This is a genomic window from Streptomyces sp. NPDC058872 (assembly GCF_042743065.1).
Taxonomy (GTDB): Bacteria; Actinomycetota; Actinomycetes; order Streptomycetales; family Streptomycetaceae; genus Streptomyces.
This window is the reverse complement of record NZ_JBHYMK010000005.1, coordinates 169503-192290: the sequence shown is the minus strand read 5'-3', so window position 1 is coordinate 192290 and position 22788 is coordinate 169503. Positions and strand designations below refer to the sequence as shown.

The 22788-nt window shown below is 70.2% G+C and carries 23 protein-coding genes and 1 tRNA gene; 14 read left to right on the top strand and 10 right to left on the bottom strand.

Annotated elements, in window-relative coordinates:
• Positions 1-12: 12 nt before the first annotated feature.
• Positions 13-381, top strand: coding sequence for a DUF6344 domain-containing protein (locus ACFW22_RS05115; RefSeq protein ID WP_386399028.1), 369 nt, complete (start codon positions 13-15; stop codon positions 379-381).
• 194 nt (positions 382-575) lie between these two features.
• Here ACFW22_RS05115 and ACFW22_RS05110 read toward each other — a convergent pair whose 3' ends face one another.
• Entirely contained in the window at positions 576-1256 is a 681-nt protein-coding gene (locus ACFW22_RS05110; RefSeq protein ID WP_386399025.1) for a DUF5324 family protein, read from the bottom strand.
• A gap of 183 nt (positions 1257-1439) precedes the next feature.
• Between ACFW22_RS05110 and ACFW22_RS05105 the strand changes: the two genes are divergently transcribed.
• Together ACFW22_RS05105 and ACFW22_RS05100 are read left to right on the top strand one after the other, a co-directional pair.
• Positions 1440-1967: a peptidylprolyl isomerase gene (locus ACFW22_RS05105; protein ID WP_386399022.1), complete on the top strand. Its 528-nt coding sequence runs from the start codon at positions 1440-1442 to the stop codon at positions 1965-1967.
• Between the two features lie 22 nt (positions 1968-1989).
• A complete protein-coding gene (locus ACFW22_RS05100; RefSeq protein ID WP_386399019.1) occupies positions 1990-2859 on the top strand; it encodes a rhomboid family intramembrane serine protease in 870 nt (289 codons plus the stop codon).
• A gap of 326 nt (positions 2860-3185) precedes the next feature.
• Here the strand turns inward: ACFW22_RS05100 and crgA are convergent, their stop codons facing one another.
• Entirely contained in the window at positions 3186-3440 is a 255-nt protein-coding gene (gene crgA, locus ACFW22_RS05095; RefSeq protein WP_384875300.1) for a cell division protein CrgA, read from the bottom strand.
• 140 nt (positions 3441-3580) lie between these two features.
• Between crgA and ACFW22_RS05090 the strand changes: the two genes are divergently transcribed.
• The 6 genes from ACFW22_RS05090 to ACFW22_RS05065 all read left to right on the top strand — a co-directional run bounded on the left by ACFW22_RS05090 (position 3581) and on the right by ACFW22_RS05065 (position 7861).
• Entirely contained in the window at positions 3581-4348 is a 768-nt protein-coding gene (locus ACFW22_RS05090; RefSeq protein WP_386399016.1) for a DUF881 domain-containing protein, read from the top strand.
• 36 nt (positions 4349-4384) lie between these two features.
• Complete coding sequence (locus ACFW22_RS05085) at positions 4385-5062, top strand: class E sortase (protein ID WP_386399014.1); 678 nt, start codon at positions 4385-4387, stop codon at positions 5060-5062.
• Between the two features lie 64 nt (positions 5063-5126).
• The gene (locus tag ACFW22_RS05080) at positions 5127-5288 is read left to right on the top strand and encodes a hypothetical protein (protein ID WP_386399012.1); all 162 of its coding nucleotides are present in this window, start codon (positions 5127-5129) and stop codon (positions 5286-5288) included.
• Positions 5285-5923: an aminodeoxychorismate/anthranilate synthase component II gene (locus ACFW22_RS05075; RefSeq protein ID WP_386399009.1), complete on the top strand. Its 639-nt coding sequence runs from the start codon at positions 5285-5287 to the stop codon at positions 5921-5923. The genes ACFW22_RS05080 and ACFW22_RS05075 overlap by 4 nt, the downstream gene beginning before the upstream one ends.
• A complete protein-coding gene (locus ACFW22_RS05070; protein WP_386399007.1) occupies positions 5920-7146 on the top strand; it encodes a class E sortase in 1227 nt (408 codons plus the stop codon). Before ACFW22_RS05075 ends, ACFW22_RS05070 begins: the two co-directional genes overlap by 4 nt.
• Positions 7147-7183: 37 nt before the next feature.
• A complete protein-coding gene (locus ACFW22_RS05065) occupies positions 7184-7861 on the top strand; it encodes a class E sortase (protein WP_386399004.1) in 678 nt (225 codons plus the stop codon).
• Positions 7862-7967: 106 nt separating this feature from the next.
• Here ACFW22_RS05065 and pknB read toward each other — a convergent pair whose 3' ends face one another.
• The 6 genes from pknB to ACFW22_RS05035 all read right to left on the bottom strand — a co-directional run bounded on the left by pknB (position 7968) and on the right by ACFW22_RS05035 (position 16054).
• On the bottom strand, positions 7968-9956 hold the full coding sequence (gene pknB / locus ACFW22_RS05060) for a Stk1 family PASTA domain-containing Ser/Thr kinase (RefSeq protein WP_386399001.1): 1989 nt from the start codon (positions 9954-9956) through the stop codon (positions 7968-7970).
• Between the two features lie 156 nt (positions 9957-10112).
• Positions 10113-11579, bottom strand: coding sequence for a peptidoglycan D,D-transpeptidase FtsI family protein (locus ACFW22_RS05055; protein ID WP_386398999.1), 1467 nt, complete (start codon positions 11577-11579; stop codon positions 10113-10115).
• Positions 11576-13018 carry an FtsW/RodA/SpoVE family cell cycle protein gene (locus tag ACFW22_RS05050; protein WP_384886377.1) on the bottom strand — a complete coding sequence of 481 codons (1443 nt, stop codon included), beginning with the start codon at positions 13016-13018 and terminating at the stop codon, positions 11576-11578. The genes ACFW22_RS05055 and ACFW22_RS05050 overlap by 4 nt, the downstream gene beginning before the upstream one ends.
• Positions 13019-13044: 26 nt before the next feature.
• Positions 13045-14529 carry a Stp1/IreP family PP2C-type Ser/Thr phosphatase gene (locus ACFW22_RS05045; protein WP_386398996.1) on the bottom strand — a complete coding sequence of 495 codons (1485 nt, stop codon included), beginning with the start codon at positions 14527-14529 and terminating at the stop codon, positions 13045-13047.
• Between the two features lie 171 nt (positions 14530-14700).
• Entirely contained in the window at positions 14701-15219 is a 519-nt protein-coding gene (locus ACFW22_RS05040) for an FHA domain-containing protein (RefSeq protein WP_386398993.1), read from the bottom strand.
• Between the two features lie 10 nt (positions 15220-15229).
• Positions 15230-16054 (bottom strand): FhaA domain-containing protein, encoded by an 825-nt coding sequence (locus ACFW22_RS05035; protein ID WP_386398990.1) that lies wholly within the window; start codon positions 16052-16054, stop codon positions 15230-15232.
• Positions 16055-16623: 569 nt separating this feature from the next.
• Here ACFW22_RS05035 and ACFW22_RS05030 point away from each other — a divergent pair.
• Positions 16624-16710: transfer RNA gene (locus tag ACFW22_RS05030), tRNA-Leu, on the top strand.
• Between the two features lie 261 nt (positions 16711-16971).
• Here the strand turns inward: ACFW22_RS05030 and ACFW22_RS05025 are convergent.
• On the bottom strand, positions 16972-17439 hold the full coding sequence (locus tag ACFW22_RS05025; RefSeq protein ID WP_386398988.1) for a MarR family winged helix-turn-helix transcriptional regulator: 468 nt from the start codon (positions 17437-17439) through the stop codon (positions 16972-16974).
• 120 nt (positions 17440-17559) lie between these two features.
• On the opposite strand from ACFW22_RS05025, the gene ACFW22_RS05020 reads away from it, so the two are divergent.
• The 4 genes from ACFW22_RS05020 to ACFW22_RS05005 all read left to right on the top strand — a co-directional run bounded on the left by ACFW22_RS05020 (position 17560) and on the right by ACFW22_RS05005 (position 21618).
• Positions 17560-18606: a hypothetical protein gene (locus ACFW22_RS05020; RefSeq protein ID WP_386398985.1), complete on the top strand. Its 1047-nt coding sequence runs from the start codon at positions 17560-17562 to the stop codon at positions 18604-18606.
• A 160-nt stretch (positions 18607-18766) separates the two neighbouring features.
• Entirely contained in the window at positions 18767-20227 is a 1461-nt protein-coding gene (locus tag ACFW22_RS05015) for a DUF2252 domain-containing protein (protein ID WP_386398982.1), read from the top strand.
• A 161-nt stretch (positions 20228-20388) separates the two neighbouring features.
• Complete coding sequence (locus ACFW22_RS05010) at positions 20389-21219, top strand: hypothetical protein (RefSeq protein WP_386399063.1); 831 nt, start codon at positions 20389-20391, stop codon at positions 21217-21219.
• Between the two features lie 54 nt (positions 21220-21273).
• On the top strand, positions 21274-21618 hold the full coding sequence (locus tag ACFW22_RS05005) for a rhodanese-like domain-containing protein (RefSeq protein ID WP_386398979.1): 345 nt from the start codon (positions 21274-21276) through the stop codon (positions 21616-21618).
• A 16-nt stretch (positions 21619-21634) separates the two neighbouring features.
• On the opposite strand, the gene ACFW22_RS05000 is transcribed toward ACFW22_RS05005, so the two are convergent.
• A complete protein-coding gene (locus ACFW22_RS05000) occupies positions 21635-22768 on the bottom strand; it encodes an acyl-CoA dehydrogenase family protein (RefSeq protein WP_386398976.1) in 1134 nt (377 codons plus the stop codon).
• Positions 22769-22788 lie beyond the last annotated feature (20 nt).

Below are 22788 nucleotides of genomic sequence, written 5' to 3'. Positions count from 1 at the left end.
AAGTGAGGGGCCATGGCCGCCGCCAAGGTCAAGCAGATCTGGACCGTCTTCCTCTCCGTCCTCTTCGCCCTGCTCGGCTCCGTCGGCCTCGCGGGCACCGCCGCCGCCTCCCCGCAGCCCGCGGTCCAGCAGCCCGAGGAGTCGGCCGCACCCGCCGCGCCGGTCTCCGTCCCCTCGGAGCGCACCCTTTCCGTACCGGCACAGCGGACGCACCGGTGGCCGCTCGTCGGGGACCGTTCCCTGCCGCCCACCATCAAGCAGCGCATCGCCGCCGAGGCCCACGGTTCCGCGCCCGCCACCCGGCAGCGGTCGTCGTCCACCGTCGCGGCCGAGGGCGACCCGGCCGCGCTGACCGAGCTGGCGCTCGCAGCGGCGGCCTGAGCAGCGGGGCGGACGACGCGTACGCACCCTCCCCACCACCTCGCGGGCAGCACCCGTGGAGCACCCCAAGGTCCCGACGGGGACCCCGGCGAGGGCTCCGGGAGCACCCGCAGCAAGACCCCTCAGGACCCCTTAGGGCCCCGGTGAGGCCCGGACACCCCCGAGCGTGAGCACCCCCGGCAGGGCCCGGCGGGTCAGCGGCGTTCGTCGCGGTCGGCGGCTTCCGCAGCGGCCTCGGTTTCCGTGTCGAGGGGAGTCCCACCACCGTCGGCGGACGACGGCGAGGAGTCCTCGTCCACATCGGTCGGCGCGGGAGGCTCCACCAGCCAGTCGGGATTGGCCTGGCTGTCCCACCACTTCCAGGCGGCGAACGCGCCGCCGGCGAGGACGGCGAGGACGGCGAGTCCCTTGACGAGACGCCCGGCCCTGGCCCGACGCTCGTGCTTCTTCATGATCTTCTCGATCTCCTTCGGCGTCACCTGACCGCGCAGCGCGGCCCAGGCGGCGGTGGAGCGCGCCCCGGCCTCCTCGAGGACAGGACCCGTGGCGGCAACCGCGTACTCGACGCGCGGAACGGTGTAGTCGGCCGCTTGACGGGCGGCCTGACGGGTCTTGACCGCCGCGAGGTGTGCGGCTGCGTCGACCCGCGGCGGCACGTGCGGTGCGACATGGGCGTCGTACTGCACACGAGCCTGCGCCCGAGCCTGATGAGCGGCCTTCGAGAGCTTCGGTGCGAGCACCGCCCGCGCCTCGTGCGCATAGTGCGCCGCCTGGTCCTTGGCCGTTTCGGCGTACGGCGCCACCACTTCCGCGGCGTGCAGGACGCTCTCCTTCGCCGAATCTGTCGCGGCGCGCACGCTGTCCATGCGGGTCACAGGACTCCTCCTCCTCGGTGGCGATGTCGGTTTTTCACCTTTCCACCCTTTTCGGAATCATGCCCGCCGGAGCCCGGTCCGGCATGTGGGGCGGGCATCCGGGGCATGCGAGGATCGGACACGCCAGGAACAGACCTGACATGACGCGAGACGACGCGTGACGACGTGGGACGGAAGGCGACCGTGGCCGAGCAGCTGTACGCGATCCTGAAGACGAGCCTGGGCGACATCGAGGTGCGGCTGATGCCGTTCCACGCGCCCAAGACGGTCCGCAACTTCGTGGAGCTCGCCTCCGGTGAGAAGGAGTGGACGCACCCGGCCACCGGCACGGTCTCTTCGGATCCGCTCTACGACGGCACGGTCTTCCACCGGGTCCTCAAGGGCTTCATGATCCAGGGCGGTGACCCGCTGGGGAACGGCACCGGCGGGCCCGGGTACGAGTTCGCCGACGAGTTCCACCCGGAGCTCTTCTTCGACCGTCCCTATCTCCTGGCCATGGCCAACGCCGGTCCGCACACCAACGGCTCGCAGTTCTTCATCACCGTCGCCCCCACGACCTGGCTGAACCGCAAGCACACCATCTTCGGCGAGGTGGTGGACAAGGAGAGCCGGAAGGTCGTGGACGCGATCGCGACGGCCTCCACCGACCCGCACACGGAGCGTCCGCTCCAGGACGTGGTCATCGAGTCCGTGGTGATCGAGAAGCGCTGAACCGGAAGGGACGGAACCGCCCATGGACACGCAGCCCGGCCTGGTGCGCTGTTACCGCCATCCGGAGGCCGAGACCGGCATCCGCTGCACGCGCTGCGAGCGACCCATCTGCACGCAGTGCATGATCTCCGCGTCCGTGGGCTTCCAGTGCCCGGAGTGCGTGCGGAACGGTTCGGGCACCGGTCACGCCTCGGACGCCAACCAACCCCGTACGCTCGCGGGCGGCCGGGTGGCGGCGGACGGCCGTCTCGTCACCAAGGTCCTCATCCTGATCAACCTGGCGCTGTTCATCGCCGTCCAGGTGGTGGGCGACCGACTCGTCGACGACCTCGCGCTCATCGGCGGCGGCGGCGTGATCCTGCCGACCGGTGAACCGGTCGGGGTCGCGGAGGGCGAGTGGTACCGACTGCTGACCTCGGCCTTCCTCCACCAGGAGATCCCGCACTTCCTCTTCAACATGCTGGGCCTGTGGGTGATCGGCGGGATCGTCGAACCCGAGCTGGGGCGGATCCGGTATGCGGCGCTCTGTCTGCTCGCCGGGCTGTCCGGCTCCGCACTCGCCTATCTGCTCTCCCCGCACAACCAGTTCTCGCTGGGGGCCTCCGGCATCGTCTACGGCCTGCTCGGCGCCTGGGCGGTGCTGGCCCGGCGCAGGCGGCACGACATGCGCCCGGTGTTCCTCTTCGTGGCGCTGTCCCTGCTGCTCACTTTCACCCGTCCGGGGATCTCCTGGCAGGCACACATCGGCGGCCTGGTCGCCGGAGCCCTGGTCACGTACGCGATGGTGCACGCGCCGCGGGCCCGACGGGACCTGGTGCAGTACGGGGTCTGTCTGTTGGTGTTGCTGGTCGACCTGGGGATCGTACTGGCCCGTACGGCAGCGCTCACCTGAGCGTGGAGGGCTGTGGAAGAGCTCTCTTGTGAGCTTTCCCCAGAGTTATCCACAGTGTGTGGCGGATCTTCTCCGCTCTGTGGGGAAACCGCACGCCCCTCGCCTCTGACCTGGTATTTCTCCAGGGAGGCGAGGGGCGCGTGACGTTTCCGCGAGAGTGATTCCGGTCATACCGGCGTCAACTCCGCGTGAGTTATCCACAGATCTTCGTAAGTTATCCAGTGCTGTGCACAACGCTGTGGATAAGCTTGGGGGAGAGCTTGACGAGTGGCTGGCGCGACCGCTAAGTCGCCTCGACCGCTTCCCCCTCAGCTACCGTTCCCCGGCTATTTCCACTGGGTGGAGACGCCGAAGCCGGCCGCGATGAAGCCGAAGCCCACCACGATGTTCCAGTTCCGGATCGACTCGATCGGCATGGAGCCGTCGGTGACGTAGAAGACCACGATCCACACCAACCCGATGGCGAACAACGCCAGCATCACGGGCGCCACCCAGCTGCGGCTGGTCAACTTGATGTTGGTGGCCTGCTTGGCGGGCGGGGGCGTGAAGTCGGCCTTCTTGCGGATCCGTGACTTCGGCACGAGGGACTCTCCTGTCGATGCGCTGCGTGACCGCGCAGGGAACTGTGGCTGGCGCCGGGATGTGACGAAGGAGGACGGTGACGTCCCCCAGGCGTCCGTTAGCGTAGTGCTTCCGCGGCACCGAAGGGGATCAGGGTACGTTGAGCAATTCCGCCGGCACTCCCAGCGGGCCGGGCCGCACCACGAGGTGGCGCCCCGTCCGGGTGCTCACCCTTGCCGTTTTCGCGCTCGCCGGACTGATCTTCGTCACGAGCTTCAACACCGCCAAGGGCACCAACATCCGTACGGACGCCTCGCTCCTCAGGCTCTCCGACCTCATCGAGGAACGCAGCCACAAGAACGCCGGCCTCGACGAGTCGACCTCCGTGCTCCGCAGCCAGGTCGACGCCCTCGCCGCCCGGGACGACGGCTCCACGCGTGCGGAGGACGAGAAGCTCGCCGCGCTCGAAGCGGGCGCCGGAACCAGCGAGCTCTCCGGTTCCGGCCTCACCGTCACCCTCAATGACGCCCCTCCGAACGCCCGTGCCGCCCCCGGCTACCCCGAGCCGCAGGCCAATGACCTCGTCATCCACCAGCAGGACCTCCAGGCCGTGGTCAACGCCCTGTGGCACGGCGGCGCCCAAGGCATCCGGGTCATGGACCAGCGGCTCATCTCCACCAGCGCCGTGCGCTGCGTCGGCAACACCCTGATCCTCCAGGGCCGCGTCTACTCCCCGCCGTACAAGATCACCGCCGTCGGCGACCGGGACGCGCTCACCAAGGCGCTGGCCGACTCCCCCGCGCTCCAGAACTACCAGCTGTACGTCAAGGCGTACGGGCTCGGCTGGAAAGTGGACGAGCACAAGAAGGTGACTCTTCCGGGGTACTCGGGCACAGTGGACCTCCACTACGCGCAGCCGGCGGGCTGACGCCGGGCAGGGGGTCGACCGGGGGGAGCCGGGGCCGTGACGGTGCGACGGGTCGTGCGGAGTCTCAGCGAGCTGTGCATCACCGCGGGCGCCCTGCTCGTCCTCTTCGTCGTGTACCTGCTCCACTGGACCGGCGTCCGGGCCGAGCAGGCCGGTTCCGCCCGGATCGACACCCTCCGGAAGGAGTGGGCGAGCACGCCCACCACCGGCACGCCCGCACCCGCCCGGACGCAGACGCCCTATGCGCCGGGCCGGGGCATCGCCGTGATGTACGTCCCCCGCTTCGGCCGCGACTGGGAGTGGCCCGTCCTCGAAGGCACCGGGCCCGGCGTGCTGGAACAGGGCCTCGGGCACTACCCCCGCACCGCCCGGCTCGGCGACACCGGAAACTTCGCCGTCGCCGGCCACCGCCGGACCCACGGCGACCCCTTCAAGGACTTCCCCCGGCTGCGCCCCGGCGACGCGGTGGTCCTCACCGACGGCACGGCCTGGTACACGTACCGGATCGACCGGGGTCCCCACCGGACCGTCCCCACCGACACCGCCGTCGTCGATCCCGTCCCCCGGAAGTCGGGCTTCACCGGGCCCGGCCGCTACCTCACCCTCACCACCTGTGACCCCGAGTGGGGCAGCAGCCACCGCCTGATCGCGTGGGCCCACCTGGACGCCACCCGCCCGGTGACCGACGGCCGTCCACAGGCTTTGGACAGCTGACCCCCCGGGCCCCCCGCGCCCCGTACTCTGGTCCCGTAACGAACGGAAAGGGGCGGTCGACGTCATGTACGGCTGGATCTGGCGGCATCTGCCGGGCAACGCATGGGTGCGGGCGCTGATCTCGGTCGTGCTGGTCCTCGCGATCGTCTACGCCCTCTTCCAGTACGTGTTCCCCTGGGCGGAGCCTCTGCTTCCGTTCAACGATGTGACGGTGGACGGCCAGTGAGCGCGCGAATTCTCGTCGTCGACAACTACGACAGCTTCGTCTTCAACCTCGTTCAGTACCTCTACCAGCTCGGTGCGGAGTGCGAAGTCCTCCGCAACGACGAGGTCGAGCTGAGCCATGCCCAGGACGGCTTCGACGGCGTCCTCCTCTCGCCCGGGCCCGGCACGCCCGAGCAGGCCGGGGTCTGCATCGACATGGTCCGGCACTGCGCCGACACCGGAGTGCCCGTCTTCGGCGTCTGCCTCGGCATGCAGTCGATGGCCGTGGCGTACGGCGGAGTCGTCGACCGGGCACCCGAGTTGCTGCACGGCAAGACCTCGCCGGTGACGCACGAGGGCCAGGGCGTCTTCGCGGGTCTGCCCTCGCCCTTCACCGCGACCCGCTACCACTCGCTGGCCGCCGAGCCGGCCGCCCTGCCCGCCGAGCTCGAGGTCACCGCTCGGACCGAGGACGGCATCATCATGGGGCTGCGGCATCGTGAACTCCCCGTCGAAGGAGTGCAGTTCCACCCCGAGTCGGTCCTCACCGAACACGGACACCTGATGCTCGCCAACTGGCTGGAGCAGTGCGGAGACAAGGGGGCGGTCAGCCGGTCGACGGGGCTCGCGCCGGTGGTGGGCAAGGCCGGCGCGTGACGACGGGCTCGCCGTGGTTCCGGCCTGCGAACGGCCCGGCATCCGAGCCGATACCCGCAGACGCGTACGCGCCCGCCGAGCCCCATGCGCCCGCCGAGCCCCACGGGGGCAGTGGGACGTACGTGTCCCCCGAGCCGTACGTGTCCCCCGAGCCGTACGTGTCCCCCGAGCCGTACGTGTCCCCCGAGTCGTACGCGCCCACGGAGCCCTACGCGTCTCCCGAGCCGTACCCGTACGAGGAGCCGGCTCCCCACGCGGGCGTCACCCAGGAAGGCCCCTACGAGCCTCCGTACCGGCCTCGCGGGGCCGAAGGGGCCCCGCAGTCCGGGCTGGACCGGACGATGCCCCTGCAGGCCGTGGAAGAGCACGCCGAGCCGGCCGTCGCACCACCCGCGGGGCCCGGGCGGGCCGAGCGCCGTCGCGCGGCCAAGGGCGGCCGCGGCAGGACCCGGGGATCCGCCGGTTCCTCCCCGCCCCCTCCCTCCGCTCCCGAGGGGCGTCCGCTCACCCGGGTCGAGGCCCGGAGGGCCGCCCGTGCCGCCAAGGAGAGCGTCGGCGTCGTGGCCAGCCGGGTGGTCGGGGAACTCTTCATCACCTTCGGCGTCGTCATGCTGCTCTTCGTCACCTACCAGCTCTGGTGGACGAACGTCCTCGCCGGTCAGGCCACGGACCGGGCGAAGGAGCAGATCGAGGACACCTGGTCCAAGGGCGGCGCCTCCGGAGCGGAGTCCGCCTTCGAGCCCGGCGAGGGCTTCGCGATCATGTACATCCCCAAGTTGGACGTCGTCGTCCCCATCGCCGAGGGCATCAGCAAGACGAAGGTCCTCGACAAGGGCATGGTCGGCCACTACGGCGCGGGCAAGCTCAAGACGGCCATGCCCTCCGACAAGGAGGGCAACTTCGCCGTGGCGGGCCACCGCAACACGCACGGCGAACCCTTCCGCTACATCAACCAGTTGAAGCCCGGGGACCCGATCGTCGTCGAGACCCGGAACGCCTACTACACGTACGAGATGGCCAGCATCCTGCCGCAGACCTCGCCCTCGAACGTGTCCGTGATCGACCCCGTGCCCAAGCAGTCCGGCTTCAAGGGCCCCGGCCGGTACATCACGCTGACCACCTGCACCCCCGAGTTCACCAGCACCTATCGGATGATCGTGTGGGGGAAGCTGGTCGAGGAGCGACCGCGCAGCGAGGGAAAGCCCCAAGCGCTCGTAGGCTGAGACCCGACACCTCAGGACGGGACGACGGGACGACCTAGTGGCACGTGCGCGCAACCGGATCGCCGGGATCATCAGTGTCTTCGGCGAACTCCTCATCACGGCGGGCCTGGTGCTCGGACTCTTCGTCGTCTACTCGCTGTGGTGGACGAACGTCCTGGCCGACCGCGTCGCCGACGCGGACGGCGCCCAGGTCCGCGACCACTGGGCCGACCAGGGCCCCGGTGCGCTCGACACCAAGGACGGCATCGGCTTCCTCCACGTGCCCGCCATGGGCAACGGCGAGGTCCTGGTCAAGCGCGGCACGGGCAGCGACGTCCTCAACAACGGCGTCGCCGGCTACTACACCGAGCCGATCGAGTCCGCCCTCCCGCAGGACGCACGGGGCAACTTCACGCTCGCCGCGCACCGGGACGGGCACGGGGCGAAGTTCCACAACATCCACCAGCTGAGGACCGGGGACCCGATCGTCTTCGAGACCAAGGACACCTGGTACGTCTACAAGGTCTACAAGACCCTGCCCGAGACCACGAAGTACAACGTGGACGTGCTCCAGCCCGTCCCCGAGGAGTCCGGCAAGACCAAGCCCGGCCGCTACATCACGCTGACGACCTGCACGCCCATGTACACCTCGGATTACCGCTACATCGTCTGGGGCGAACTGGAGCGCACCGAGAGGGTCGACCACGACCGGACCCCTCCGGCGGAGCTGGGCTGACTTCCCGGTCTGCTGGAGCCGTCTTCAGGCAAAGGGGCGGGCCCCGGCCATCCGCAGTGGATGACCGGGGCCCGCCCCTTCGTGGGTCGCCGTGCGCCGGCGGGCGTCAGCCGAAGAAGCCGCCGCCGTCCCCGCGCCCGCCGCCCACGGTGAAGACGGTGATCGGCTGGGAGGTGGAGACCGTGGAACCCTCCGGGGGATTCGTACCGACGACCATGGCGTCCTCCTTGTCGGAGTTCTGCTGGATGACCGTCAGGCCCATGTCCTGGAGCAGGTCCCGGACCTCCTTGAACTTCTTGCCGGCCAGACCCCCGGGAATCTGCACCTGGGTGTCCTGCGGGCCCTTGGAGACCTTCAGCACGATCTGGACGTCCTTGGGCTGGTTCGACGGTCCCTGAGGCGTCTGGTCGATGACCGTGCCCGCGGGCTGATCCGAGTCGACCTCCTCCTTGGAGATGTTCGTGAACCCGATCGCCTTCAACTGTTCGGCGGCCTGCTCGTAGCTCCGGCTCGTGACGGAGGGCAGCTCGGACAGCTTCTTCTTCGCGACGGTGATCGTGACCTCGGAGTTCTGCTCCTTCTTGGTCCCGCCGTCCGGGTCCTGCTTCAGGACGGTGCCGGGGTCCTCGTCGGACTCCTCCTGCTCGATCTTGACCTTGAAGCCGCTGTCCTTGAGACGCTGCTCCGCCCGTTCCTGGGACTGCTCGACGACGTCCGGCACCTCGACGAGCGGAGAGCCCTCGGAGACGTACACCTGGATCGTGTCGGCGACGGCGATCTTCGCGCCGGGGCCGGTGGCGGCCGGTTCCTGGCGGCAGATGGAGCCCTTCGGCTGGTCGCAGCGCTCGGTGCCGGCCTGCTCCACCTTCACCTGGATGTTGTTCGCCCGGCCCTGGGCCGTCTCCATCGTCAGACCGACCAACTGGGGAACCGTGACCTGCTGGTCGCGGTCGTTCTTCTGGGTCAGGGAGATGCCGATGAAGATCGCCCCGATGAGCACCAGGACCCCCGCGAGGGCCAAGAAGATCGTCGAGAGGTTGGGCTTCTTCTGGCCACCACCGCGGCGACGGTCCGGACGGTCGTCGTAGCCGTAGCCGCCGTCCTCCGGGTTGACCGGCGGCAGCATCGAGGTCTGGCCGGCCGGGTCGGTCTGGCGCAGCGCCGTGGTCGGCTGGTCCTCCGGCGGATAGCCGCCGTAGCCCCCGCCGTACCCGGGCGCACCCGCCATGCCCATGGCGGCGGCTGCCGCGACCGGCTGGCCGTCGAGGCACGCCTCGATGTCCGCGCGCATCTCGTCGGCGGACTGGTAGCGGTAGTCGGGGTCCTTGACCAGTGCCTTCAGGACGATGGCGTCCATCTCGGGCGTGATCTCGGGGTCGAAGTTGCTCGGCGGCTGGGGTTCCTCGCGGACGTGCTGGTACGCGACCGCGACCGGGGAGTCGCCGATGAACGGGGGGCGGACGGTGAGCAGCTCGTAGAGCAGACAGCCGGTGGAGTAGAGGTCGGAGCGGGCGTCGACCTGCTCGCCCTTGGCCTGCTCCGGGGAGAGGTACTGGGCCGTGCCGATGACCGCCGCGGTCTGGGTCATGGTCATGCCGGCGTCGCCCATGGCCCGTGCGATGCCGAAGTCCATGACCTTGACTTGGCCGGTACGCGTCAGCATGACGTTGGCCGGCTTGATGTCGCGGTGGACGATGCCGGCGCGGTGCGAGTACTCCAGCGCCTGGAGGATGCCCACCGTCATTTCGAGCGTGCGCTCGGGCAGTAGCTTGCGGCCGGAGTGAAGCAGCTCACGCAGGGTCGACCCGTCGACGTACTCCATCACGATGTACGGGATGGAGACCCCGTCGACGTAGTCCTCGCCGGTGTCGTAGACCGCGACGATCGCCGGGTGGTTGAGCGAGGCGGCGGACTGTGCCTCACGGCGGAACCGGGCCTGGAAGGACGGGTCACGGGCCAGGTCGGCCCGCAGCGTCTTCACGGCGACGGTGCGGCCGAGCCGGGTGTCCTGGGCGAGGTACACCTCGGCCATGCCACCGCGGCCGAGCACCGGGCCCAGCTCGTACCGGCCGCCGAGGCGACGCGGCTCTTCCATAGCTAATCCAGCCCTCTCCGTCTGTCCCGACCGCACCCATGGGTGGTCCGGCGGTGTGTGCTGTTCGCGCATACGCTACCGGCCCCGGGAATGGGTTCTGCCCGGGGCCGGTAGCTGATACCTGACCGGTACCTGGCTGGTACGGGATCCAGGGGTTCAGCCCTGGGTCTTGAGGACCGCCTTCATGACGGCCTTGGCGATCGGGGCGGCAAGGCCGCCGCCGCTGATGTCCTCGCGATCGGTGCCCGCGGCGTCCTCGACGATCACGGCCACGGCCACGGGGGAGCCCTTGGAGGTCATGGCGTAGGAGATGAACCAGGCGTAGGGGCGCTTGGCGTTCTTCTCGCCGTGCTGGGCCGTACCCGTCTTGCCGCCGACCTTCACGCCGTCCATGTTCAGGTCGGCGTTGCCGCCGGTGCCCCGGGTGACGACGTTCTCCATCATCTGCTGGAGCAGCTGGGCGTTCTCGGCGGAGACCGGGCGGCTCATCTCCTCCGGGTCGTTCTGCTTGATCACGTCGAGGTTGGGGGCCCGCAGCTGGTCGATCATGTACGGCTTCATCAGCTTGCCGTCGTTGGCGATCGCCGCCGTGACCATCGCCATCTGGAGCGGGGTGGTCGCGGTGTTGAACTGGCCGATGGACGAGAGCGCGTTGCCGCCGCGGTCGGCCGTCTTGTCGTAGACGGAGGCCGAGGAGCGGACCGGGGTGAACTGCTCGGAGTTGAAGCCGAACTTCTCCGCCATCTCGACCATCTTGTCCCGGCCGACGTCGTCGCCCAGCTTGGCGAAGACCGAGTTGCAGGAGATCTCCAGGGCCTTGGTGAGGCTGGCGTTGGCACAGCCGCCGGAGTGGTTGACCATCTCCCGGTCGGAGAGCGGGATCTTCCAACCCTCGGGGGTGTCGGTCGCCGCGTTGATGTCGGTGACCTTGCCGTTCTCCAGCGCGGCGGCGGCGGTGACCACCTTGAAGACGGAGCCGGGCGGGTAGATCTCGCGGATCGCGCGGTTCAGCTTGGGCTTGTTCTTGTCCTCTTCCAGCGCGACCCAGGCCTTCTCGTCCTCACCGGAGTAGCCGGCGAAGGTGGAGGGGTCGTACGAGGGCGTGGAGGCCATCGCGAGGATCTTGCCGGTGCTCGGCTCGATCGCGACGACGGCACCGGTGTTCTTGCCGAGGCCCTTGTAGGCGGCCTTCTGCGCGGCGCCGTTGAGGGTGGTGACGACGTCGCCGCCCTTCCGCTTCTCGCCGGTGAACATCGCCAGGGTGCGGTCGAAGAAGAGCCGGTCGTCGTTGCCGGTGAGGATGCCGTCCTCGATCTTCTCGATCTGGTTGGCGTCGTAGGCCTGCGAGGCGTAGCCGGTGACCGGGGCCCACATGGGCCCGTCCACATAGGTCCGCTTGTACTTGTAGAACTTGTCCTGCGAGTCGACGGAGCCGGTGATGGGCTTGCCGTCGACGACGATGTTGCCGCGCTCGTTGGAGTACCGCTCGATCTGGATGCGGCGGTTCTTCGGGTTGGCGTTCAGCTCGTCGGCGCGGACGAACTGGAGCCAGTTGTCGCGGACGAGCAGGGCGAGGACGAGCAGGCCGCAGAAGATCGCGACCCGGCGCAGCGGCTTGTTCACGGACGGACCACCTGGGTCATCTCGGCATCGGGGTTCGGGGCGGGGGTGGGCGCGGGGCGGCGCGCGGTGTCGCTGATCCGGATCAGGATGCCGATCAGGGCCCAGTTGGCGATCACGGAGGAGCCGCCGTAGGCGAGGAACGGCATCGTCATGCCGGTGAGCGGGATGAGGCCCATCACACCACCGGCGACGACGAAGACCTGGAGCGCGAAGGCGCCGGAGAGGCCCATGGCCAGCAGCTTGCCGAACGGGTCGCGGGCCGCGAGGGCGGTGCGCACGCCGCGCTCGATGATCAGACCGTAGAAGAGCAGGAAGACCATCACGCCGGTCAGGCCGAGCTCCTCGCCGACGGTGGCGAAGATGAAGTCGGAGTTGGCGGCGAACTGGATCAGGTCCGAGTTGCCCTGGCCGAGGCCGGTGCCGAGGATGCCGCCGGAGCCGAACGACATCAGCACCTGGGTCATCTGGTCACAGGCGTACGCCATGTTGGTGTTCGGAGGCGCCGTCTTCAGGCACTCGAACGGGTCGAGCCAGGCCTGGACGCGGGACTGCACGTGGCTCGCCGTCGAGCCGACGACCACGGCGCCGGCACAGGACATGAGCAGACCCATGACCACCCAGCTGGTCCGCTCCGTCGCCACGTACAGCATGATCACGAACATGCCGAAGAACAGCAGCGAGGTTCCGAGGTCGTTCTCGAAGACCAGGATGAGGAGGCTGATCGCCCAGATCGTCAGGATCGGTCCGAGGTCGCGCCCACGGGGCAGATAGAGCCCCATGAAGCGGCGGCTGGCCAGGGCCAGCGCGTCCCGCTTGACCATCAGGTAGCCGGAGAAGAAGACGGCCAGGACCAGCTTGGCGAACTCGCCGGGCTGGATGGAGAAGCCGCCGACGCGGATCCAGATCTTGGCGCCGAAGCTGTCGGTGCCGAGCCCCGGCACGAGCGGCAGCAGCAGCAGGACGAGGGCCGCGGCCATGGAGATGTACGTGTAGCGCTGGAGGACCCGGTGGTCCTTGAGCAGCAGCAGCACGCCGACGAACATGGCGATGCCGATCGCCGAGTACATCATCTGGTTCGGCGCGGACTCGCTGAACGCGCCGTACTGGCGCTTGGCCAGCGAGATCAGCCGCGGAGACTGGTCGAGCCGCCAGATCAGCACCAGGCCCATGCCGTTCAGCAGGGTGGCGAGGGGCAGCAGCAGCGGGTCGGAGTACGGCGCCCACTTCCGCACCACCAGGTGCGCGACGCCCGCGAGCAGCGCGAGGCCCAGCCCGTACCCGAGCATTCCGGCCGGGACCTTGCCGTCCAGCGCGAGGCCCACGTTGAGGTAGGCGAACACCGGGATGACGACGGCGAACGCCAGCAGCGCCAGCTCGGTGTTGCGCCGGCTCGGCGCTTCGATCGCGCCGATGGTGGTCGTGTTGGTGACAACGCTCATGGTGGTGACAGGCCCCCTACGGGTGCTTACTGCTTGCCGCAGTTCGAGGCCAGCTTCTGCTCCTCCGGGGTGAGGGTGGGACCCGGGGACGGAGCGGCTGTGGTGGGCGTGGAATCAGGGGTGGCGGTGCCGTCGGCCTGCTGGGTCGGCGACTCGCTGGCCTGGTCTGCGGCCTTCTCGGCGGCGGCGTGCCGCTGCTCCGCCTTCTTGCAGGCGGAGGCCTGCACGGCCAGTTCGGCGATCTTGGTCTCGGCCTTGCCGAGGCTGCCGCCCGCGATCGTGTCCTCGACCTGCTTCCGCTGGTAGGCGGGGAGGTACTTGAGTTCGATCTCGGGGTGGTCCTTCTCGACCTTCGAGAGCGACACCCATGCCAGGTCCTGGCTGATGCCTTGGTACAGCGCCACGTGCTGGCCCTTCGAGCCCACGAAGTACTGCGTCTGCGTCCAACGCCAGGCGCCGTAGAGGCCACCGCCGACGACCGCGAGGGCGAGGACCAGGAAGAAGGAGCGCTTGAGCCACTTCCGGCCGCTCCGCGGCTTGACGAAGTCGTCGTCCGCGTAGGAGTCGAAGGAACCCTGCGGGGGCATCCCGCCGTAGCCGTCGCCACTGCCGGGAGGGCCGAAGCCGCCGGCGGGCGGCTGCTGGTGCGATGCGGTGCGGCCGAGCCCGGAGGCACGGCCGGCCGGGGTCTGCATGGCCCCGCCGTCGCTCAGCTGGGCCTGGTTCTCCGCGACGGCGCCCACGACGACCGGGATGTCGCTGAGGTGGCCGGCGAGGGTGTCGCCGCCGTCGACGTCGAGCACATCGGCGACGATCACCGTGATGTTGTCGGGGCCGCCGCCGCGCAGCGCGAGCTGGATCAGCTCCTGCACGGTCTCCTGCGGGCCCTGGTAGCTGGCGAGGGTGTCCTCGAGTGTCTGGTGCGAGACCACGCCGGACAGGCCGTCGGAGCAGATCAGGTACCGGTCGCCCGCGCGGACCTCACGGATGGAGAGGTCGGGTTCGACGTGGTCGCCGCTGCCGAGCGCGCGCATGAGGAGCGAGCGCTGCGGGTGGGTGGTGGCCTCTTCCTCGGTGATCCGGCCTTCGTCGACGAGGCGCTGCACCCAGGTGTGGTCCTGGGTGATCTGGGTGAGCACGCCGTCGCGGAGCAGATAGGCGCGGGAGTCTCCGACGTGCACGAGGCCGAGCCGCTGGCCGGTCCACAGGAGGGCGGTGAGCGTGGTGCCCATGCCTTCGAGCTGCGGGTCCTCTTCGACCATCATCCGGAGCTGGTCGTTGGCGCGCTGCACCGCCGTACCGAGCGAGGTCAGGATGTCGGAGCCGGGAACGTCGTCGTCGAGCGTGACGAGCGTGGAGATCACCTCGGAGGAGGCGACCTCACCGGCGGCCTGGCCGCCCATGCCGTCGGCGATGGCGAGCAGCCGGGGCCCGGCGTAGCCCGAGTCCTCGTTGCCCTCGCGGATCATGCCCTTGTGCGAGCCCGCGGCGAATCGCAAGGACAGAGTCATGCGCACCTGCCCTGTTGCCGCTGCATCGGGGTACAGCCGGTCTCGACCCACACTGCCCACCCTCCGGTCGCTCCGGTCACACCGGTCGCTTCAGTCGCTCCGGTCAGGAGCACGGCACGTCCTTTGGCGGGGACCGTCCCGGCTCGCTCGCTCCGCTCGCTCATTTTCGTACTACTTCCGCAGCTCGATGACGGTCTTGCCGATGCGGATCGGCGCGCCCAGCGGAATCGGCGTGGCGGCGGTGAGGCGGGTCCGGTCGAGGTAGGTGCCGTTGGTGGACCCGAGGTCCTCGACGATCCACTGGCCGTCCCGGTCCGGGTAGATCCTGGCGTGACGGCTCGATGCGTAGTCGTCGTCCAGCACGATCGTCGAGTCGTGGGCCCGCCCCAGCGTGATCGTCTGGCCCTGGAGGGCGACGGTCGTGCCGGTCAGGGTGCCCTCGGAGACCACCAGCTTGGTCGGGGCACCGCGGCGTTGACGTCCCCCCGAGCTCTGCTGGCCGCGTTGCTGCGGGGGCGCGGCGGCCTGCCGCGCGTTCTGCTGGGGACGCGCCTCCTGGCGGCGCGAACCGCGCTGGGTGACCCGCGTACCGAAGAGGTCGCTACGGATGACCTGGACGGCCACGATGACGAACAGCCACAGAACGGCTAGGAAACCCAACCGCATGACCGTCAGGGTCAGCTCTGACATTGCCCCCGCTTCACCCCTCGGCTTGCCGGTAAATGATGGTGGTGCTGCCCACGACGATCCGTGAGCCGTCGCGGAGCGTAGCGCGGGTGGTGTGCTGCCCGTCCACCACGATGCCGTTGGTGGAGCCCATGTCCTGGATCGTCGAGGGCGTTCCGGTCAGGATCTCGCAGTGCCGGCGGGAGACGCCGGGGTCGTCGATCCGCACGTCCGCTTCGGTGCTGCGGCCCAGGACCAGGGACGAGCGGGAGATCTGGTGGCGGGTGCCGTTGATCTCGATCCAGCGGCGCACCGTCGGGCCCGCGGCGGCGTGGGCGCCCGTGCCGGACAGCGGCACGGGGCCGCCCGCAGGGCGCCCGCCGGGCGGTGGCGAGGCGGGCATGGGCGGAGCGCCGGCCGGGGGGTACCCGTAACCGCCGCGGCCCTGCTGCTGTCCCGGGGCGGGCGGCTGGGGCTGTGACGTACTCGACGCCAGCGTGCGGCTCCGGACGCGGTACAGGCCCGTGTCGAGGTCGTCGGCCTTCTCCAGGTGGACCTTGATCGGTCCCATGAAGGTGTAGCGCTGCTGCTTCGCGTAGTCCCTGACCAGACCGGCGAGCTCGTCGCCCAGCTGGCCCGAGTAGGGGCTGAGGCGCTCGTAGTCCGGCGTGCTCAGTTCCACGATGAAGTCATTGGGGACGACGGTCCGCTCGCGGTTCCAGATCGTCGCGTTGTTGTCGCACTCCCGCTGGAGCGCACCGGCGATCTCGACCGGCTGGACCTCGGACTTGAAGACCTTGGCGAAGGTGCCGTTGACCAGGCCTTCGAGACGCTGCTCGAAACGCTTCAGGACTCCCATGGGGCACCTCCTCCGTCGTTGTCACCCTGGTACTGCTTACTGATCGTATCCACGCGTCGGGAAATCGGCTGGTTCCCCTTCTCTGCCCTGTGGATGAGTGTCACCCCTCACAGGTTTTCCCACGGATCGTAGGGGCGGTCTGTGGACAGTGTCCCGCACCCGGCTGTGGGAGCGGAGGCTCGGTCCCGAGTCCGGTGTGGTCCGTCCTCTTCCTCCCGCTCCTTCCGACTCGCCCCGGGCGCCTTCCCCGACTCTGCGTCGTCCTCGCGCCGTCCCTCCGGTCGCCCTCTCCGGGCTCCGGCCCGTTTCGCCTCCCCCGCGTCCCTTCGTGCCGGTCCCTTCCCCCCGGGCTCCTTCCCCGCCCGTCCCGCCGTGCACTCCTCTCGGTGCTGCCCCGCCGTTCCCGGCGTGCACTCCGTGCAGTTCCGTCGCACTCCTCCTCCCCTCTCCTTGTTCTGCGGGAGCGGGGACGAAACAAGGGATGTGAATCCACGGTCTGCGACGTGCTAATCTTCAGATGTCGCCAGGCGCTCACACCGAAAAGTGAGAGGGCAGGGAGACCACCCAATGCGCGGGTGGCGGAATAGGCAGACGCGCTGGATTCAGGTTCCAGTGCCCGCAAGGGCGTGGGGGTTCAACTCCCCCCTCGCGCACCAGACGAAACGGTCGGCATCGTGATCACGATGCCGACCGTTTCGCTTTTCCCTGCTGGGTCAGTGGGGGCGTGGTGCTTGCGCGGGCGACTGCCCGGCGGCGGGGCCGTCGGACGGTCGAGTCCACGCCGCCGGTCGTCGGTCACCGGCCTTCGGTCGGTTCTTGGCCGGCCTTCGGGCGTGTGGAGCGGTGGGAGCGGAGGCGCCACCCCGCCCCGGCCGCTACCGGCACCCGGGGGAGCGGTTTGCCGTGAGCGGCACGCGTCAGCCCGAGTGGGTGTCGGGGAAGGGGGACGTGGATGCGGTGTTGTAGCGCAGCAGATAGTCCGCGAAGCGGGCGAGGTCCTCGGAGGGCCAGTCCCCCAAGCGTTCCTGGAAGGCGACCTGGCGGTTCGCCTGGGCCGTGGCGAGGACCGCGGAGCCGGCCTCGGTGGGATGGAGGACCTGTACCCGGTGGTCGTCCGGGGCCGGGCGGCGCTCGACGAAGCCCAGCTTCTCCAGGCCTGCGAGCTGGCGGCTGACCGTCGACTTGTCCAGCAGGTAGTGCGCCGCGAGGTCGGTGGCGCGACAGCCGCGTTCCTCCTCGATGTGGGCGAGGAGCGTGTACGAGACGAGCGGGAGCTCGGGGTGGACCCGGGCGGCTGCGGCGCGGGCGCGGCGGGCGAAGGCCGTCAGTTCGCGCTGGATGACGTCGATGGACGCCTCGCGGGAGGGCTGTGCGCCGCCGGTCATCCTTGCTCCCCGGTGTCGTTCGGGCGCCCGCCGTCGCGTGGTCGCCGGTGGCTTGCCGTGAACTTTGAGTTGTATAGTACAACGGTTATTTAGTTGCAAAAGCCAACGATGGAGGTCTCGGTGTCAGCAGGACCGAACACCGGCGGTGCCCTGCGGCACGTCCTCGGACATCTGCTCACCCCCCTGCTGATGTGCATCGGCATGGGGCTCGCCTACCTCGGGGCCTTCCACGCTCCCGAGCCCCATGGACTGCGGGTCGACGTCGTCGGCTCCGGCACGACCGCCCAGGTCCTCGCGCAGACCCTGCAGGACGAGGCCGACGGCGCCCTCGACGTCCGTACCGTCGCCGACCGGGGCGCAGCCGTCTCCGCCCTGCGCGAGCAGCGCAGCTTCGGCGCCTACCTGCCGGGCGAGCGGCCCGAGCTCCTCGTCGCCTCGGCCTCCTCCGACACCAGCGCGATGGCCGTCGAGAAGGCGTTCACCGAGGTCGCCGCCGCCCAGGACGCGCCGCTCAAGGTCACCGACCTCGCCCCCACGGCCTCCGGCGACCCCACCGGTCAGGGCGTCTTCTTCCTGCTCGTCGCCCTCAGCATCGGCGCGTACGCCTCCGTCGCCGTCATCGGCGGGGTCGGGGCCGTCCTGCCCATGCGGACCAGGGCCCTCCTCGCCGCCGGAACGTCGCTCGTCGTCAGCCTGATCGGCGCCCTCTTCGCCGGCCCCGCCTTCCACCTGGTCGACCGGGGACTCGGTGGGGTGTGGGCGATGTCCTGGCTGTACGCGGCGGGCATCCTCGCCATCGGCATCGGCCTGCACACCTTCCTGCGCCGCTGGACCACACTCGGTGTGATGGTGCTGTTCGTGATGCTCAACTTCACCAGCTCCGGCGGCATCTACCGACCCGAGCTCCAGCCCGGTTTCTTCGGTGCGCTGCACGCCTTCTGGAACGGAGCGGGCTTCGTCGAGGGCGTCCGCAGCCACGTCTACTTCGACGGACACCGGATCGCCGGCCACGTCCTGGTCCTCACCCTCTGGCTCCTCGCCGGGGCTGCGCTCGTCGTCGTCGCCGGGCTCGCGGAGAAGCGGCGCGGGGCCCTGGCGGAGGCCCGGTCCGGCGACGGAGAACGGGCCGAGGCCGAGGAGGAGGCGGAAGAAGCCGTCGCGGTCTGAGGACGTGCCGTACGCAGCCGGTGAGTGCGGTCGCCGGAGGTGTTCCCGGGTTGTCCACAGGTCCGGACGGCCGTTGTCCACAGGGGAAGACGGCCGATCGTGTAGAGGGGTACGGTCAGGGCCGAATGATGTGGGTCATTGCACCGGGGAGGGCGTCCCAATGAACGGGATTCGGGCCGTCGTGCCAGCGCAGCGCGGTACGGATGAAGAGCAGGGCGGGGCGCGCGTCCCACAGGCGCCGGGGTTCGCGCGCCGCGCCGTCCCCGGTGCCGGTGACTCCCCCAAGGAACGCGGGAAGCTGCTGCGCGAGCGGGTGCCCCGCTCCTCCCACGCGCGGTCGGTCATGGCCGCCGACCGCCCGGACGCCGTGCGCGCCGTCGAGGAATCGAGCCGGGGCCGGGTTCCGGAGCTCGCGCCGATTCGCGTCGGCAGGATGGCGGCCAGCCCCTTCGCCTTCCTGCGCGGCTCCGCCGGGTTGATGGCCCAGGACCTTGCCGGGACGCCCGTCACCGGGATCGCCGCCCAGATCTGCGGTGATGCGCACGCCGCCAACTTCGGCCTCTACGGAGACGCCCGTGGCCGGCTCGTCATCGACCTCAACGACTTCGACGAGACCGTCGTGGGCCCGTGGGAGTGGGACCTCAAGCGGCTTGCGACCTCCCTCGTCCTCGCCGGGCGCGAAACGGGCGCCGGCGAGGACGTGTGCCGGGCCGCGGCCTTCGACGCCGCCGGCGCCTATCGGCACACCATGCGGCTGCTGGCCCGGATGCCCGCCCTCGACGCCTGGAACGCGATCGCCGACGAGGAACTCGTCTCGCACGCCGATGCCCACGATCTGATCGGCACCCTGGAGCGGGTCTCCGCCAAGGCCCGCAAGAACACCAGCGCCCGGTTCGCCGCACGGTCGACCGAGGCGCTGACGGATGCCGAAGGCGGTGGCCGCAGGTTCGTCGACGCTCCTCCGGTCCTGCGGAGGGTCCCGGCTGCCGAGGCCGCTGCGGTCGCCTCTTCCCTCGGCGCCTACCTGGAGACGGTGGCCGAGGACAGGCTGCCGCTCCTCGCCCGGTACGCCGTGCACGACGTGGCCTTCCGGGTGGTCGGCACCGGCAGCGTCGGTACCCGCTCCTACGTGGTGCTGCTCCTCGACCACCGGGGCGAGCCGCTGGTGCTCCAGGTGAAGGAGGCACGACCGTCCGTGCTGTTGCCCCATCTGCCGGCCGCGGGCTTCGCCGCGCCGGACGCCGGCCACGAGGGACGGCGCGTGGTGCTCGGGCAGAAGCGGATGCAGGTCGTGAGCGACATATTGCTCGGCTGGACGACCGTCGAGGGGCGCCCGTTCCAGGTGCGCCAGTTCCGCAACCGCAAGGGCAGTGTCGATCCGGCCGCGCTCACCGCGGCCGAGCTCGACGACTACGGGCGCATGACCGGGGCCCTGCTCGCCCGCGCCCATGCCCACAGCGCGGACCCGCGCTTGATATCCGGCTACTGCGGCAAGAACGAGGAGCTCGACGAGGCCGTCGCCTCCTTCGCCGTCGCCTATGCGGACCGCACCACCGCCGACCACGCGGACCTGCTCGCGGCCGTTCGCAGCGGTCGCATGGCGGCCGAGCTGGGCGTCTGACGTCGACGCGCAGGGGGTGGGGACGGGGAGGGAGGAAGGGCCTCCCCGGAAGGCCCGTAGGCTGGGGTGGGACGAGGTGGAACGAGGACTGGGCGGGCGTGGACGTGAGCGTGGACCAGGGTGTGGACGAAGGACCCGGCGACGAGCGGCCCAGGGGCGCGTTGCCCGCGGACGAGCTGCCCGACGGGGCGCAGGCTTCGGATCAGCAGGGCTCCGAGGAGCGGCCCGAGGCACGGCTCGAACAGGCCGTGCGGGTGGCCGAGCAGGCGCTGATCGAGTTCGAGATCGCCGTGGAGACCTTCCGGGTCGAGGTGGAGAACTTCTCGCGGCTGCACCACCAGAAGCTCGGCCCGATGTACGCGCGGCTCGATGAGCTCGATGCACGGATCGCCGAGGCGCGTGCGGCGAGGACCGGAGACCCGGAGGACCTGCGGCGGGCCCAGGAGGCACGGGCGGCGGTCCTGCCCATGCCCGGCGTCGACGAGCTCTTCCACGAGTGGATCGACGGCGACGGTCTGTCCGCCGAAGCCGCTGCGATGCTCACGGACCGGCCCGTCCAGCCGCCGAAGAGGGTCCGCCCCAGCGAGGAGGCCCGCAAGCTCTACCGCGAGCTGGCCCGCAAGGCCCACCCCGACCTGGCCCGCGAGGAGGACGAGCGGAGGCGGCGCGAGGAGTTCATCACACGGGTGAACGCCGCGTACGCGCGTGGCGACGAAGCGTTGCTCCGCGAGCTCTCTGCGGAGTGGGAGGCCGGGCCGGTGCCGGTCGCGGAGCGGCTCAGCGAGAGCGAGGAGCTCTACGCGCGCCTGGAGTGGCTGGCCGAGCGCAAGGACATGCTGTCGGGGCTGGCGCGGGAGCTGGAGGAGAGCGCGATCGGCGCGATGCTGCGGATGGCGCCGGAGGATCCGGACCAGCTCCTGGAGGAGATCGCCGAGCAGTTGCTCGCACAGGTATCCCAGCGGGAGGCCGAGCTCGCGGAGCTGGTGCAGTAGGTTTTCCGTGGGCTCGAGTTCTTCGGGCGGTTTCGAAGAGAGAAGGCTTGTTCCATGAATTTCTCCCCCCTGCCCTCGGTGGACGTGGCTTCCGTGCCGGTCGATGCCCTGGTGCTGGACGTCAGGGAGGACGACGAGTGGGCAGCAGGTCACGTCGAAGGGGCGCTGCACGTCCCGATGAGTGATTTCGTGGGCCGCTTCGGCGAGGTGACGGAAGCCGTTGCCGAGCGCGGTCGCGCCTATGTGGTGTGCCGGGTGGGCGGCCGCTCGGCTCAGGTCACGCAGTATCTGGTGCGTCAGGGCTTCGACGCGGTGAACGTGGACGGCGGGATGCTCGCCTGGGACGGTGCCGGGCGTCCCATGGTGGCGGAGAGCAGCAGCCCGGCCTTCGTCCTCTGAGCCCGCCTCGCCCCGGTCAGCCGAGGGGATGGCTGGCCAGCAGGTCTCCCAGGGCTTCCTCGTGGGCCGCGGCGGGGCCGAGGGACAGTTCCAGGTGCTTGGCCCAGGCGTGATAGCGGTGCAGCGGGTAGTCGGTGTCGGCACCGAAGCCGCCGTGGAGGTGTTGGGCGGTCTGCACCACGCGGCGCACCCCCTCGGAGGCCCAGATCTTCGCGACGGCGATGTCCCCCGCGGCGGGGAGGCGCCCGTTGGCCTCATGGGTGATGCGCCAGGCGGCCTGCCAAAGGGTGGCCTCCATGGCACGCAGGTCGATGTAGCGATCGGCGGTCTGGACGGCTACGGCCTGGAAGGTGGCCACGGGGTGGCCGAACTGTTCGCGCTTTCCGGTGTACTGGCTCGTCATGGTGAGCACGGCCTCGCCGAGGCCGAGGGCGAGCGCACAGGTCCCGGTGGTGAGGATGGCGTGCAGCCGCTCCCAGGCGCCATCAGCGTCGATGATCCGGGTGGCGTCGAGCCGCACGGCGTCGAGGCGCAGCTGGGCGAGGAGTTCGCCGCTGGTGGAGTACTGGTCGCTGAGCACCAGCCCCTCCTGGGCGCGAGGCACCAGGGCGAGGAGCGTGCGGCCGTCACCGCTGCATGCCGGTACGGCGATGATGTCGGCGCCGTGAGCCCAGGGGACGGCTGTGTGGAGGCCGTCGAGGATCCAGTCGGCGCCTTCGCGGCGTGCGCTGACGGCATGGTCGGCGGACTCGTGACCGGTGCGTCCGTGGGCGGCGACGGTGAGGACGAGCTCGCCGCGGGTGACGCGGGGCAGCAGCTCGGCGGAGACGTGGGGGAGGGCGTATCGGTCGATGGTCAGGGCGACGGCACTGGTCTCCAGGAGCGGTACGCGGGCGAGGACCCGGGCCGACTCGCGGAGGACGAGGCAGAGGGCGACGGGGTCCAGGCCCGCGCCGCCGTGCTCGGTGGCCAGTGCGAGACCGAGGAGGTCAGCGGCGGCGAGGCGGGACCAGAGCGGTCGGTCGAGGTCCTCGGCCACGGCACCTGGGGTGAGGGCGGGGCTGGGGACCGCGTCGGGCGTGACGCCCGAGAAGACCGCCTTGGCCGCCTCGACGGCCGCTTGCTGTTCTTCGGTGAAGGTGAAGTCCACGACACTGCCCTCCCGTTGCC

Excerpts from the sequence above, each read along its gene's own strand:
- ACFW22_RS05050 (WP_384886377.1), bottom strand. The coding sequence starts at position 13,018 with ATGAGCGTTGTCACCAACACGACCACCATCGGCGCGATCGAAGCGCCG.
- ACFW22_RS05005 (WP_386398979.1), top strand. The coding sequence starts at position 21,274 with ATGAATTTCTCCCCCCTGCCCTCGGTGGACGTGGCTTCCGTGCCGGTC.
- ACFW22_RS05080 (WP_386399012.1), top strand. The coding sequence starts at position 5,127 with ATGTACGGCTGGATCTGGCGGCATCTGCCGGGCAACGCATGGGTGCGG.
- ACFW22_RS05035 (WP_386398990.1), bottom strand. The coding sequence starts at position 16,054 with ATGGGAGTCCTGAAGCGTTTCGAGCAGCGTCTCGAAGGCCTGGTCAAC.
- ACFW22_RS05045 (WP_386398996.1), bottom strand. The coding sequence starts at position 14,529 with ATGACTCTGTCCTTGCGATTCGCCGCGGGCTCGCACAAGGGCATGATC.
- ACFW22_RS05115 (WP_386399028.1), top strand. The coding sequence starts at position 13 with ATGGCCGCCGCCAAGGTCAAGCAGATCTGGACCGTCTTCCTCTCCGTC.
- ACFW22_RS05025 (WP_386398988.1), bottom strand. The coding sequence starts at position 17,439 with ATGACCGGCGGCGCACAGCCCTCCCGCGAGGCGTCCATCGACGTCATC.
- ACFW22_RS05015 (WP_386398982.1), top strand. The coding sequence starts at position 18,767 with ATGAACGGGATTCGGGCCGTCGTGCCAGCGCAGCGCGGTACGGATGAA.
- pknB (WP_386399001.1), bottom strand. The coding sequence starts at position 9,956 with ATGGAAGAGCCGCGTCGCCTCGGCGGCCGGTACGAGCTGGGCCCGGTG.
- ACFW22_RS05040 (WP_386398993.1), bottom strand. The coding sequence starts at position 15,219 with ATGTCAGAGCTGACCCTGACGGTCATGCGGTTGGGTTTCCTAGCCGTT.
- ACFW22_RS05100 (WP_386399019.1), top strand. The coding sequence starts at position 1,990 with ATGGACACGCAGCCCGGCCTGGTGCGCTGTTACCGCCATCCGGAGGCC.